Annotated in this window: 13 protein-coding genes; 12 read left to right on the forward strand and 1 reads right to left on the reverse strand. The window is 68.0% G+C overall.

Translation table 11 applies throughout. The features are described from left to right. The first annotated feature begins 64 nt into the window (after positions 1-64). The 6 genes from HMPREF3014_RS17515 to HMPREF3014_RS17540 all read left to right on the forward strand — a co-directional run bounded on the left by HMPREF3014_RS17515 (position 65) and on the right by HMPREF3014_RS17540 (position 5,615). On the forward strand, positions 65-1,462 hold the full coding sequence (locus HMPREF3014_RS17515; protein WP_003084498.1) for a M16 family metallopeptidase: 1,398 nt from the start codon (positions 65-67) through the stop codon (positions 1,460-1,462). Beyond that, positions 1,455-2,942 carry a M16 family metallopeptidase gene (locus tag HMPREF3014_RS17520; RefSeq protein WP_003142627.1) on the forward strand — a complete coding sequence of 496 codons (1,488 nt, stop codon included), beginning with the start codon at positions 1,455-1,457 and terminating at the stop codon, positions 2,940-2,942. Before HMPREF3014_RS17515 ends, HMPREF3014_RS17520 begins: the two co-directional genes overlap by 8 nt. After that, complete coding sequence (gene rsmD / locus HMPREF3014_RS17525; RefSeq protein WP_003142626.1) at positions 2,942-3,538, forward strand: 16S rRNA (guanine(966)-N(2))-methyltransferase RsmD; 597 nt, start codon at positions 2,942-2,944, stop codon at positions 3,536-3,538. Before HMPREF3014_RS17520 ends, rsmD begins: the two co-directional genes overlap by 1 nt. A 2-nt stretch (positions 3,539-3,540) precedes the next feature. Continuing rightward, positions 3,541-4,107, forward strand: coding sequence for a hypothetical protein (locus tag HMPREF3014_RS17530; RefSeq protein WP_003117889.1), 567 nt, complete (start codon positions 3,541-3,543; stop codon positions 4,105-4,107). 36 nt (positions 4,108-4,143) lie between these two features. Further along, complete coding sequence (locus tag HMPREF3014_RS17535; protein ID WP_003084490.1) at positions 4,144-5,142, forward strand: hydrolase; 999 nt, start codon at positions 4,144-4,146, stop codon at positions 5,140-5,142. 62 nt (positions 5,143-5,204) lie between these two features. Beyond that, complete coding sequence (locus tag HMPREF3014_RS17540) at positions 5,205-5,615, forward strand: GNAT family N-acetyltransferase (RefSeq protein WP_003102866.1); 411 nt, start codon at positions 5,205-5,207, stop codon at positions 5,613-5,615. Here HMPREF3014_RS17540 and HMPREF3014_RS17545 read toward each other — a convergent pair. Then, on the reverse strand, positions 5,600-6,247 hold the full coding sequence (locus tag HMPREF3014_RS17545) for a TetR/AcrR family transcriptional regulator (RefSeq protein WP_003084488.1): 648 nt from the start codon (positions 6,245-6,247) through the stop codon (positions 5,600-5,602). The genes HMPREF3014_RS17540 and HMPREF3014_RS17545 overlap by 16 nt on opposite strands. Positions 6,248-6,535: 288 nt before the next feature. Here HMPREF3014_RS17545 and HMPREF3014_RS17550 point away from each other — a divergent pair, with 288 nt between their 5' ends. The 6 genes from HMPREF3014_RS17550 to ggt all read left to right on the forward strand — a co-directional run bounded on the left by HMPREF3014_RS17550 (position 6,536) and on the right by ggt (position 13,081). Next, entirely contained in the window at positions 6,536-7,966 is a 1,431-nt protein-coding gene (locus HMPREF3014_RS17550) for a coniferyl aldehyde dehydrogenase (protein ID WP_003102868.1), read from the forward strand. 54 nt (positions 7,967-8,020) lie between these two features. Then, positions 8,021-8,569 carry a hypothetical protein gene (locus HMPREF3014_RS17555; protein WP_003084486.1) on the forward strand — a complete coding sequence of 183 codons (549 nt, stop codon included), beginning with the start codon at positions 8,021-8,023 and terminating at the stop codon, positions 8,567-8,569. Between the two features lie 55 nt (positions 8,570-8,624). Then, a complete protein-coding gene (locus HMPREF3014_RS17560) occupies positions 8,625-10,220 on the forward strand; it encodes a GMC family oxidoreductase (RefSeq protein WP_003102870.1) in 1,596 nt (531 codons plus the stop codon). Positions 10,221-10,368: 148 nt separating this feature from the next. Continuing rightward, positions 10,369-10,848, forward strand: coding sequence for a pantetheine-phosphate adenylyltransferase (gene coaD / locus HMPREF3014_RS17565; RefSeq protein WP_003084466.1), 480 nt, complete (start codon positions 10,369-10,371; stop codon positions 10,846-10,848). Between the two features lie 120 nt (positions 10,849-10,968). Next, positions 10,969-11,220, forward strand: coding sequence for a YfhL family 4Fe-4S dicluster ferredoxin (locus HMPREF3014_RS17570; RefSeq protein ID WP_003084462.1), 252 nt, complete (start codon positions 10,969-10,971; stop codon positions 11,218-11,220). A gap of 127 nt (positions 11,221-11,347) precedes the next feature. Next, on the forward strand, positions 11,348-13,081 hold the full coding sequence (ggt, locus tag HMPREF3014_RS17575) for a gamma-glutamyltransferase (protein ID WP_003121743.1): 1,734 nt from the start codon (positions 11,348-11,350) through the stop codon (positions 13,079-13,081). The last annotated feature ends 96 nt before the right edge of the window (positions 13,082-13,177 follow it).

Here is a 13,177-nt window from a genome sequence, read left to right on the forward strand (position 1 = left end):
GTATCCTAGCATCTCCTCGCCCGACGGGGCTAAGGGTCCTGCCCCGCAGTGACCTGAGACCCCGGTGGCGGCACGAAAGGTCCAGATCACCATGAAAACCCCAGCTCGCCGCCGCGTCGGCCTGCTCCTAGCCAGCCTTTGTCTCCCGCTTTTCGCCCAGGCGGCGGAAACCCAGCCCACCCACGAGTTCAGCCTCGACAACGGCCTGAAGGTCATAGTGCGTGAAGACCACCGCGCCCCGGTGGTGGTTTCCCAGCTCTGGTACAGGATCGGCTCCAGCTACGAGACACCCGGGCTCACCGGCCTGTCCCACGCCCTCGAACACATGATGTTCAAGGGCAGCCGAAAGCTCGGCCCGGGCGAAGCCTCGCGGGTGCTGCGCGACCTGGGTGCGGAAGAGAACGCCTTCACCACCGACGACTACACCGCCTATTACCAGGTCCTGGCCCGCGACCGCCTGCCGGTGGCGCTGGAGATGGAAGCCGACCGCATGGCCCACCTGAGCCTGCCGGCCGACCAGTTCAAGAGCGAGATCGAGGTGATCAAGGAGGAGCGCCGCCTGCGCACCGACGACAATCCCAACGCCCTCGCCTTCGAGCGCTTCAAGGCCGCCGCCTACCCGGCCAGCGGCTACCACACCCCGACCATCGGCTGGATGGCCGACCTGCAGCGCATGACCATCGACGACCTGCGCCACTGGTACGAATCCTGGTACGCGCCGAACAACGCCACCCTGGTAGTGGTCGGCGACGTCACCGCCGACGAGGTCAAGACCCTCGCCAAGCGCTACTTCGGCGAGATCCCCTGGCGCCAGCTGCCGCCGGCGCGCAAGCCGCTGGAACTGGCCGAGCCCGGCGAGCGCCGGCTCAAGCTGTACGTACGCACCCAGCTGCCGAACCTGATCATGGGCTTCAACGTGCCCAGCCTGGGCAGCAGCGAGAACCCTCGCGAAGTCAACGCCCTGCGCCTGATCGGCGCGCTGCTCGATGGCGGCTACAGCGCCCGCCTGGCCTCGCGCCTGGAGCGCGGCGAGGAGCTGGTCGCCGGCGCCTCCACCTACTATGACGCGTTCAACCGCGGCGACAGCCTGTTCGTCCTCTCGGCCACGCCGAACGTGCAGAAGGGCAAGACCCTCGAGCAGGTCGAGGCCGGTCTGTGGAAGCAGCTCGATGACCTCAAGCAGAACCCGCCCAGCGCCGCGGAGATCGAGCGCGTGCGCGCGCAGATGATCGCCGGGATGGTCTACGAGAAGGACTCCATCGCCGCCCAGGCCAGCAGCATCGGCCAGCTGGAAAGCGTCGGCCTGTCCTGGAAGCTGATCGACCAGGACCTGGAGGCCCTCAAGGCAGTGACTCCGGACGATATCCAGAAAGCCGCCCGCACCTATTTCACCCCGTCGCGCCTGACCCTGGCGCAAGTGCTGCCTGTGAAGGCCGAGGAAAAGGAGGCCCGTCATGAGTGAGCGCACAGGGCTGCGTTATGGCCTGCTCGGCCTGATCGTCATCGCGTTGCTGGCCGCGCTGGCCTATTTCGTCGCGCGTCCCCCCCAGACCCCGGCGGCGGCCCATGCCGCGGCGGTCGAGGAAAACCAGTTGCAGTCGCTGAAGGACGTCGCCAAGCAGGCGCCGGTCCATCGCAAGCTGGACATCCAGGAATGGAAGACCGCCGAAGGTGCCAAGGTGCTGTTCGTCGAAGCCCATGAACTGCCGATGTTCGACCTGCGCCTGACCTTCGCCGCCGGCAGCAGCCAGGACGCCGGCACCCCCGGCCTGTCGATGCTGACCAACGCCATGCTCAACGAAGGCGTGCCGGGCAAGGACACCACTGCCATCGCCGCCGGCTTCGAGGACCTCGGCGCCTCGTTCAGCAACGGCTCCTACCGCGACATGGCGGTGGCCGGCCTGCGCAGCCTGTCCGATGCCGACAAGCGGACCCAGGCGCTGAAGCTGTTCGAACAGGTGATCGGCCAGCCGACCTTCCCCGAGGACGCCCTGGCACGCATCAAGAACCAGGTCCTGGCCGGTTTCGAGTACCAGAAGCAGAACCCCGGCAAGCTGGCCGGCCTGGAGCTGTTCAAGCGCCTCTATGGCGAGCATCCCTACGCGCACTCCAGCGACGGCGACGAAAAGTCCGTTCCACCGATCAGCCGCGAACAATTGCAGGCGTTCCACAAGAAGGCCTACGCCGCCGGCAACGTGGTCATCGCGCTGGTCGGCGACCTCTCGCGGCAGGAGGCCGAAGCGATCGCCGCGGAAGTCTCCAAGGCGCTGCCCCAGGGCCCGGCGCTGGCCAAGACCGTCCAGCCGGAAACGCCCAAGCCCGGCCTGACGCACATCGACTTCCCCTCCGAGCAGACCCACCTGATGCTCGCCCAGCTTGGCATCGACCGCCAGGATCCCGACTACGCGGCGCTCTACCTGGGCAACCAGATCCTCGGCGGCGGCGGCTTCGGCACCCGCCTGATGGACCAGGTGCGAGAAAAGCGCGGCCTGACCTACGGCATCTATTCCGGCTTCACCGCCATGCAGGCACGCGGTCCGTTCATGATCAACTTCCAGACCCGCGCCGAACTCAGCGAGGGGGCGCTGAAGCTGGTCCAGGACATCGTCCGCGACTACCTGGCCAACGGCCCGACCCAGAAGGAACTGGACGACGCCAAGCGCGAACTGGCCGGCAGCTTCCCGCTGTCCACCGCGAGCAACGCCGACATCGTCGGCCAGCTCGGCGCCATCGGTTTCTACGGCCTGCCGCTGGACTACCTGGAAAGCTTCCTCAAGCAGGTCGAGGGACTCAGCGTCGAACAGGTCAGGAGCGCCATGGCCAAGCACCTGGACGCCGACGCCTTCGTCATCGTCAGCGCCGGCCCGAGCGTGCCGCAGAAACCCCTGCCGCCACCCACCGCCAAGCCGGCCCAGCAACCCAGCGGCGTTCCGGAGCATTGATGAGTAAACCTACTGCGAAAGCCCCCGGCCGCCACGGCGGCCAGGGACAGCTGCGGATCATCGGTGGCGAATGGCGCAGCCGGCGTTTCGTCTTTCCCGACGGGCCCGGCCTGCGACCGACCCCGGACCGGGTCCGCGAGACCCTGTTCAACTGGCTGGCACCCTATGTCGAAGGCGCACGGGTGCTCGATCCCTTCGCCGGCAGCGGCGCGCTGTTCCTCGAGGCGTTGTCGCGCGGCGCCCGCGAAGGGCTGGCCCTGGATACCAACGGCGAAGCGGTGGCGGCCCTGCGCAACCACCTCGACGCGCTCAAGTGCGGCACCGCCCAACTGGTCCTCGGCGATGCCGTGCGCTACCTGGGAAACCAGGCTCCGAGCACCTTCGACCTGGTGTTCCTCGACCCGCCGTTCCATCAGAACCTGCTGCAGGACGCCTGCCGCCTGCTCGAAACCCGCGGCTGGCTGAACCCCGACGCCTGGATCTATACCGAGAGCGAGAGCGTCCCCTCGTCCCTCGGCCTGCCCGGAAACTGGCGGCTGCACCGGGAAAAGAAAGCCGGCAACGTACATTACGCGCTCTGGCAGCGGGGAGCCTGAGGATGAGCCCGGCTTCCGCGAGCATTCGCCAACGCCTGCTGGCGCTTGGCGAGCCTTGCGCGGCGCAACCCGCCGCCGACTGGCAGGGCGATATCGCCCTGCCCGCCGAGCTGGAGCGTTTCTACCGCGAGGTCGGCCCACTCGACTGCACCCTGGAGAGTGCCGGCAACCCATTTTTCCTGCCGTCCCTGGCCCGCCTCTGGCAGCGCCAGGCCGGCTATCGCTGGCACGGCATCAGCGGCGAGCGCCTGTCGGGCTGGCAGGACGACTGGCTGGTGGTGGCCGACCAGGGCGCCGACCCGTTCATCCTCGAGACCGGCAGCGGGCGCATACTCTTCGACCTGCATGGCGGCAGGGGCTGGGACCCGGCCCCGTGCTTCGACGACCTGTGGCAGATGGCGGCCAGCCTGGTCTGCTTCGGCGAGGTCTGGAGCGGCGCCGGCGAGGACATCCTGCTGGACGACTGCAGCGTCGCGCCCCGCTATCGGCAGCAGCTCGTCGACGAACTGCAACCGATCCTCGGTTCGCGCCAGCGGGCGGAGGACCTCGCCGACGAGTTCGGCTGGTAAGCTGGTGGCCACACCACCACCGCCCATGACCTGCGCATGACCGCGTCCCCGACCTTCCAGCCCGCCTGGTGGCTGCCCAATCCGCACCTGCAGACCCTGTGGAGCCCGTTCTTCCGCCGCGGGCCGACCCTGGAACGGCAGCGCGAACGCCTGTGGCTGGCCGATGGCGACTTCATCGACCTCGACTGGGCCGGCCCGCACGATGCCGAGACCCCGCTGGTGCTGGCGCTGCACGGCCTCACCGGGTCATCCTCGTCGCACTACATCCTCGGTCTGCAGCGCGCCCTGCTGGAGCGCGGCTGGGCCAGCGTGGCGCTGAACTGGCGCGGTTGCTCGGGGGAGCCGAACCGCCTGCCGCGCGGCTACCATTCCGGGGTCAGCGACGACCTCGCCGAGGTGGTCGCGCACCTGCGCGCCAGGCGCCCGCAAGCGCCGCTGTACGCGGTCGGCTATTCGCTGGGCGGCAACGTGCTGCTCAAGTACCTGGGCGAAACCGCTGGGGACTGCCCGCTGCTCGGCGGCGTCGCGGTGTCGGTGCCGTTCCGCCTGGACGAGTGCGCCGACCGCATCGGCCTGGGCTTTTCCCGGGTCTACCAGGCGCACTTCATGAAGGCCATGCTGGCCTACGTGCAGGACAAGCAGCGGCTGTTCGGCGAGCAGGGCCAGGCGGAAGGCCTGGCCGCCCTGCAACGCCTCGGTCCGCTGGAGGGCATGCGCACCTTCTGGGACTTCGACGGCCGGGTCACCGCGCCGCTGCACGGCTTCGCCGACGCCAGGGATTACTATCGGCGCGCGTCCAGCCGCTACTACCTGCCGGACATCCGCACGCCGAGCCTGATCATCCATTCCAGCGACGACCCCTTCGTGTTCGCCCGCAGCCTGCCCGATCGCAGCGAACTGGCACCCTGCACCGAGCTGGAGCTGCACGCCCGCGGCGGTCACGTCGGCTTCGTCGACGGCTCTCCGCGCCAGCCCACCTACTACCTGGAACGACGCATCCCCGACTGGCTGGAGGCCCGCCTGCGACAGCACTGAGCTGGCCGGCGTCCGGCGACGGGCGGCAGAATAGGAACAGGCTGAAGGAAAAAGGGGGGCGAATGGAACTGACGCTGCGGCACAACCCGATGCTCGACGACGCCGACTGCGAGGCGATCCTGGCGATCCACGCGGCGGTCGGCTGGGACCGGCGCATGCCGCCTGCCGAGCTACGCACGCTGTACCAGCATTCCGGGTATTCCCTGCTGGCCGAACGCGACGGCCGCCTGGTCGGCCTGCTGCGCGCCGAGGAAGAAACACCGATTCGCGTCTGGCTGGCGGAAATCGCCGTGCTGCCCGGCGCACAGAGCAGCGGCGTCGGCGCAGCCCTGCTGCGGCGCTTCGCCGAGGATCACCGCGGCGCCTACCTGTTCACCGACGCCACCCTCGGTACCGAAGCCTTCTTCCGCCGCCACGGCATCCACATCCAGCAGGTGCTGGAGAAAACCCTGCGCGATCAGAGCGGCACGTAGAGCCGCTCGGAAATCCCGTCCACCGCATCCTGGGCCTGCGCCTCGATGTGCCCGCTCTCCAGCGCCAGCACCTGGTAGATGCCGCGACGCAGTTGCGCCTCGCTGAGGTCGCCGTCGAGATCGAGGGTGGTGCAGAGGAAGCGCACCCAGGAGGTGAGGATGATCCAGGCGTTGAGGGTCAGGGCCTCCAGCTGGGTCTCGTTCATCCGCAGGATGCCGGCCTCGGTGAAGCCCCGGTAGATCGCCTTGGCGTTGACCAGGCAACGCTGGGCGAAGGCGCGGTAGCGCGCCGCCAGCTCCGGGTCGCTTTCCAGCAGGTGCTCGAGGTCGCGGTGGAGGAAGCGGTAGCGCCACATCGCGGCCAGTAGCGCTTCCAGGTAGAAGGTCTTGTCGTCCACCGTCAGACCCCGCCCTTCGGGCAGGCGCAGGAAGCTCTCGACGTGGCTTTCGTACTCGGCGAACAGCTCGGCGATGATCGCCTGCTTGTTCGGGTAGTGGTAGTAGAGGTTCCCAGGCGATATACCCAGGTGGGTGGCGATATGGTTGGTGGTGACGCTGCGCTCGCCCTGGGCGTTGAACAGTTCCAGGCTGGCCTGGGCGATGCGATCGCGGGTCTTGATGCGTGGTGCCATGGGGACGACGGGCTCGTTCGGGTAACAGTGCGGGGCGCGCCCCGCCGTGACAGCGTAGAAGGTACACAAAGCCGGCCGCCCGGGTCAGCCCCCGGGGCGGCGGCCGGCGACCGGCCCGCCTTTCGTTGGGTACGCAAGCGCCGGGCTGGCAGGCATGCTGTTTGACACTTTAGAGTATTTACTCTAGAAATCCAGCGACGCAGCGAAATTCATCGGACCGAACCAGGTCCGCCATAACGACAGACGCGCGGCCACGCAGCCGCCCACGCTTCGCCGAGGAGCCAGCCCATGGTCGCCGATATCGCCTACCTGCAGCAGAGCCAGCAGGAAATCAACCAGCTCGAAGCCCTCTTCGCCCGCCAGCGCGCCGCCTACCTGGCGCAGCCGATGCCCGACGCCACGCAGCGCGTGCAGTGGCTGAAGGCCCTGCGCGACCTGCTGTTCAAGGAACAGCAGGCACTGATCGAGGCCATCGACCGGGACTTCAGCGCGCGCTCCGCCGACGAGACCCTGCTCGCCGAGATCATGCCCAGCCTGCACGGCATCCACTACGCCGCCAAGCGCGTGAAGAAATGGATGAAGCCCGCGCGCCGCGCGGTCGGCCTGCAATTCCAGCCGGCCTCGGCCCAGGTGGTGTACCAGCCGCTGGGCGTGGTCGGGGTGATCGTGCCTTGGAACTATCCGCTGTTCCTCTCCATCGGCCCGCTGACCGGGGCCCTCGCCGCCGGCAACCGGGTGATGATCAAGATGAGCGAGTCGACCCCGGCCACCGGGCGCCTGCTCAAGGACCTGCTGGCGCGGATCTTCCCCGAGGACCAGGTCGCCGTGGTGCTAGGCGAGGTAGACGTCGGCGTGGCCTTTTCCAAGCTGCCGTTCGACCACCTGCTGTTCACCGGCGCCACCAGCGTCGGCAAGCACGTGATGCGCGCCGCCGCCGAGAACCTGACCCCGGTCACCCTGGAGCTGGGCGGCAAGTCGCCGGCGATCGTCTCCGACAGCGTGCCGATGAAGGACGCCGCCGAGCGGATCGCCTTCGGCAAGAGCCTCAACGCCGGGCAGACCTGCGTCGCGCCCGACTACGTGCTGGTACCGAGCCGGCGCGTCGAGGAATTCGTCAGTCAGTACAAGGAGGTGGTCCAGGGCTTCTTCCCGCGTCTTTCGGACAACCCCGACTACACCGCGATCATCAACGAGCGCCAGCTCGGCCGCCTCCGGGGCTATCTCGACGACGCCCGCGAGAAGGGCGCGACCCTCGTCCCGCTGTTCGCCGAAGGCCAGCAACGGCGCCTGCCGCAGACGCTGCTGCTGAACGTCAGCGACGACATGAAAGTGATGCAGGAGGAAATCTTCGGCCCGCTGCTGCCGGTGATCCCCTACGAGCGCCTGGAAGACGCCCTGGCCTACGTCAACCAGCGCCCGCGACCGCTGGCCCTGTACTACTTCGGCTACGACAAGGCGCAGCAGCAGCGCGTGCTGCACGAGACCCACTCAGGCGGTGTGTGTCTGAACGACACCCTGCTGCATGTCGCCCAGGACGACATCCCGTTCGGTGGCGTCGGTCCCTCCGGCATGGGCCACTACCATGGCCACGAAGGCTTCCTCACCTTCAGCAAGGCCAAGGGCGTGTTCAGCAAGCCGCGCTTCAACGCCGCGCGAATGATCTACCCCCCCTACGGCAAGTCGATCCAGAAGCTCGTCTACAAGCTGTTCGTGCGCTGAACCGGGGCGCGTGCGGCGCCCCCTCATTCCTACGCTGCAGGTGACATAACAACAATGAGCGACACCACCCTTGAAAGCGCCGGCCTGTCCCGACGCAGCCTGATGAAAGTCGGCCTGATCGGCGGCGCCTTCCTCGCCACCGCGGGCGTCACCGCCAGCCTCACCGGCTGTTCGGCGGAGAAACCGGCGAGCGGCCTGGAAAAGGTCCGCGAATCCGACCTGCCGTTCCTCCGTGCGCTGCTGCCGGTGATGCTGCTCGGCGCGGTTTCCGCCGAGCAGATGCCGAAAGCCGTGGAGGGCGCGATCCAGAGCCTCGACCACAACCTGGCGCGGCTCTCCCCGGAGATGTTCAAGCTCACCCAGCAACTCTTCGACGTGCTCGCCCTGCCGCTCACCCGTGGCCCGCTGACCGGTATCTGGGGCAGTTGGGAGAACGCCAGCGGCGACGACGTGCGGGCATTCCTTTCGCGCTGGGAAAACAGCTTCATCGGCCTGTTGCGGATGGGCCACAGTTCGCTGATGCAACTGGCGATGATGGCCTGGTACGCCCGCCCCGAGGCGTGGGCCCATTGTGGCTACCCCGGACCGCCGAAGATCGCTTGAGCCGCCCCCGGAACAATACGAAGAGCCCGAAGCCGCCTAGCCTGAGAGTGCATTCATGCCTGTACCCGATCTGTTCGCCGAGGGCCTCGCCCGCGGCTGGAAAACCTACAACGGCTCGCGCCTGGACGACGACCTGGAGCTGGAGGCCGACGTGGTCGTGGTCGGCACCGGCGCCGGCGGCGGCACCACCGCGGAAATCCTCAGCGCCGCCGGCCTGAAGGTGCTGCTGGTGGAAGAAGGCCCGCTGAAGACCAGCAGCGATTTCAAGATGCAGGAGGCCGACGCCTACCCCGAGCTGTACCAGGAAGGCATCGGCCGGATGAGCAAGGACGGCGCCATCACCATCCTCCAGGGCCGCGCCGTGGGCGGCACCACCCTGATCAACTGGACCAGCAGCTTCCGCACCCCGGAACCGACCCTGCAGCACTGGGCCCAGGTCTACGGGGTCAAGGGCCACAGCGCGGAGGACATGGCGCCCTGGTTCGAGAAAATGGAGCAGCGCCTGCACGTGGCGCCCTGGGCGCTGCCGCCGAATGCCAACAACGACGTGATCCGCCTGGGCTGCGAGAAGCTCGGCTATCACTGGAAGGTCATCCCGCGCAACGTCCTCGGTTGCTGGAACCTCGGCTACTGCGGCATGGGCTGCCCGGTCAACGCCAAGCAGTCGATGCTGGTCACCACCATCCCGGCGACCCTCGACAAGGGTGGCGAGCTGCTCTACCTGGCGCGCGCCAACCGGCTGCTGCTGGACGGCGACAAGGTGACGGGCCTCGAATGCCTGGGCATGGATGAGCGCTGCGTGGCGCCCAACGGCCGCCGGATCAGGGTCCGGGCCAGGCACTACGTGCTCTCCGGCGGCGGCATCAACACCCCGGCGATTCTTCTCCGCTCGAAGGCGCCTGATCCGAGCCAGCGGGTCGGCAAGCGCACCTTCCTGCACACGGTGAATTTCAGCGCGGGGCTGTTCGACCGGGTGATCAACCCCTTCTACGGCGCACCGCAGTCGATCTACTCCGACCATTTCCAATGGGACGACGGTGTCACCGGACGCATGTCCTACAAACTGGAGGTGCCGCCGCTGCAACCGTCGCTGGCCTCGGTGCTGCTCGGCGGCTTCGGCAGCGACAACGCCCTGCGCATGGAACAGCTACCGCATACCAACATGATGCTCGCCCTGCTCCGCGACGGCTTCCACCCGGACAGCGCGGAGGGCTCGGTCGGCCTGCGCGGCGACGACACCCCGGTGCTCGACTACCGGATGACCGACTACACCTGGGACGGTATCCGCCGTGCCTTCCATACCATGGCGGAGATCCAGTTCGCCGCCGGCGCCCGGGAAGTGCGGCCGGTGCACAGCGACGCGCGTAGCGCGAAGAACCTGCAGGAGGCGCGCGGGATCATCGACGGCCTGCGCCTGGAGATCTACCGCACGCGCCTGGGCAGCGCCCATGTCATGGGCGGCTGCGCCATGGGCGAAGACCCGGCCGTGGCGGTGGCCGACAGCCTCGGCCGCCATCACCACCTGCGGAACCTGTCGATCCACGACGGCTCGCTGTTCCCCACCAGCATCGGCGCCAACCCGCAGCTCTCGGTCTACGGTCTTACCGCGCAACTGGCCAGCGCGCTGGCCGAACGCCTGGCCAGGGCCTGAACCGCCGCCGGGCCGGCCGCGCGCCGCGGCAGCCGGCCCGGCGCCATCAGACCTATGGGCTAAAGGCCGATGGCCCGTGCGTCTTGGCCGCACGGGCATCCCTGCGCTACCATCCGATTCCCTTACGAAACCCTGCCAGGACGTAGCGATGAACCGAGTGCTGTACCCAGGCACCTTCGATCCCATCACCAAGGGTCACGGCGATCTGATCGAACGTGCTTCACGGCTTTTCGACCATGTGATCATCGCGGTCGCCGCCAGCCCCAAGAAGAACCCCCTGTTCAGCCTGGAACAGCGGGTGGCGCTGGCCCAGGAGGTCACCAAGCACCTGCCGAACGTCGAGGTGGTGGGCTTCTCCACCCTGCTGGCGCACTTCGTCAAGGAGCAGAAGGCGAATGTCTTCCTCCGCGGCCTGCGCGCGGTTTCCGACTTCGAGTACGAGTTCCAGCTGGCCAACATGAACCGCCAGCTCGCCCCCGACGTGGAAAGCATGTTCCTCACCCCGTCGGAGAAGTATTCCTTCATTTCCTCGACGCTGGTCCGGGAAATCGCCGCTCTCGGCGGGGATATCAGCAAGTTCGTGCATCCGGCCGTGGCAGACGCCCTGGCGGAACGTTTCAAGCGCTGATCCGCGTCTCTCCGCCGGCCTCCCGTCGGCGTCCCGCGTGCACTGCGGGCGCCGATGCGGCACAATTCCGCTATTCCCGTTACCGATGCCGTGGCTGTCCGTCGCGGTTGGAGTTGTTAGATGTCCCTGAAAATCACTGACGATTGCATCAATTGCGACGTCTGCGAACCCGAATGCCCGAACGGCGCGATCTCGCAAGGCGAAGAAATCTATGTGATCGATCCCAATCTCTGCACCGAGTGCGTCGGCCACTACGACGAGCCGCAGTGCCAGCAGGTCTGTCCGGTGGACTGCATTCCCCTTGACGACGCCAATGTCGAGAGCAAGGACCAGTTGATGGAGAAATACCGGAAGATCACCGGCAAGGCCTGATCCCCGCCGGCGCCTGTCCTTCAGGGACGGTTCGCGCCCCGTCCGACGCGCTTTTGGCTATCCTTGGCAATCCAGTCTGAGGCGTTCGCGGTCCCGTCCCGCGAACGCCGCTGAACAGTGAGCCGCCATGTCCTTCCTGAACCTGCCCGTCCGTACCCTGGTCGCCGCCTGCGGCCTGTCCCTGCTCAGCCTCGCGGCGCATGCCGACAGCTTTCGCGGCGACGCCCACGCACCGCAGCAGGCCGCCGTCGCCACGCCACATCCGGCCGCGACCGTCGCCGGCCTGGAAACCCTGGCCAATGGCGGCAACGCCTTCGACGCCGCGGCGGCCATCGCCGCTGCCCTGGCGGTAGCCGAGCCTTACGGCTCGGGACTCGGCGGCGGTGGATTCTTCCTTCTGCGCCAGGCCGGTGCGCAGCCGACCTATCGCTTCCTCGACGCCCGCGAGCGCGCGCCGAAGGCCGCCTACGCCGACATGTACCGGCGCAATGGCAAGGTCGACCCCAGGCTGTCCGTCGACGGCCCGCTGGCGGCGGCGATCCCCGGCCTGCCGGCGGCGCTGGTCGAATTGAGCAGCCGCTACGGACGCAAGCCCCTGGCCGACAATCTGGTGCCGGCGATCCGCCTGGCGGTGGATGGCGTATCCGTCGACCGGATCTACCGTGACCGCGCCGCCATGCGCCTGGAAGCGATGCGCAAGGACCCGGAAACCGCGCGGATCTTCCTCGACAAGGGCGGAATCCCCGACGAATGGAACCTGCTCCGCCAACCGCAGTTGGCACGTACCCTGGAACGCCTCGGGCGCTACGGGCGGATCGGTTTCTACGAAGGCGAGACAGCGGACAAGCTGCTCACCGGGGTCCGCGCCGGCGGCGGCATCTGGAGCGCGGCCGACTTGCGCGACTACCGGGTGATCGAACGCCGCCCGCTGGAGGTGAAGCTGGCCAACGGCCGCGAACTGATCAGCGCACCGCCGCCCTCGGCCGGCGGCGTCGCCCTGGCGCAGAGCCTGCAGATGCTGGAACAGCTGCCGTGGCAGAAGGCCGAGCCGGTACAGCGTGCCCATTACGTGCTGGAGGTCCTGCGCCGTGCCTACCGCGATCGAGGCCTGCTCGGCGACCCGGACTTCGTCGCCAACCCGCTGCCCAGTTTGCTGGCGCCGGACTACCTGAAGCGCCTTGCCGCCGGCATCGACCCGCGCCGCGCCACGCCCAGCTCGGCGCTGCCGGAGGCGCCGGCCTGGCGCGAAGGCGACCACACCACCCACTTCGCGGTGATCGATGCCCAGGGCAACGCGGTGGCCGCCACCCTCTCGGTGAACCTGCCGTTCGGCGCCGCCTTCACCGTTCCCGGTACCGGCGTGGTGCTGAACAACGAGATGGACGATTTCGCCGCCGACACCCAGGGCGCCAACAGCTACGGCCTGGCCGGCAGCCAGGCGAACGCGGTGGCGGCCGGCAAGCGCCCGCTGTCGAGCATGAGTCCGAGCTTCCTGGAAAGCCCGACCGACTTCGCCGCCTTCGGCACCCCTGGCGGCAGCCGCATCCCGAGCATGGTTCTGATCTCCATGCTGCAGTACTTCGACGGTCGCCCGGTCGGCCAATGGGTCGCCGCGCCGCGCTACCACCACCAGTACAAGCCGGACGTCGTCGAGTACGAACCGCGCGCCTTCAGCGATGCCGAGGCCGCCGAACTGCGCCGGCGCGGCTATCAGCTCAAACGCCTGGAGCGCAGCTACGGCAACCAGCAGGTGCTCTACTGGGACAAGCGCAGCGGCCGCGTCGACGCCGCCAGCGACCCGCGCGGGATCGGCTACTCGTCTCTGTCCCTGGAGGCGCAAGCGCAGCCTCGGCCGCACTGAACAAACGAGAGACAGCGCTCAAAAAATGTTCGACGATCTCACCCAGATAGGCGCCGCGTAGGGATTTCGCCGACGAGTCCGGCTGGCAATCCAGGC

The sequence above is a fragment of the Pseudomonas sp. HMSC065H01 genome, from assembly GCF_001815235.1.
Classification (GTDB): Bacteria; Pseudomonadota; Gammaproteobacteria; order Pseudomonadales; family Pseudomonadaceae; genus Pseudomonas; species Pseudomonas aeruginosa.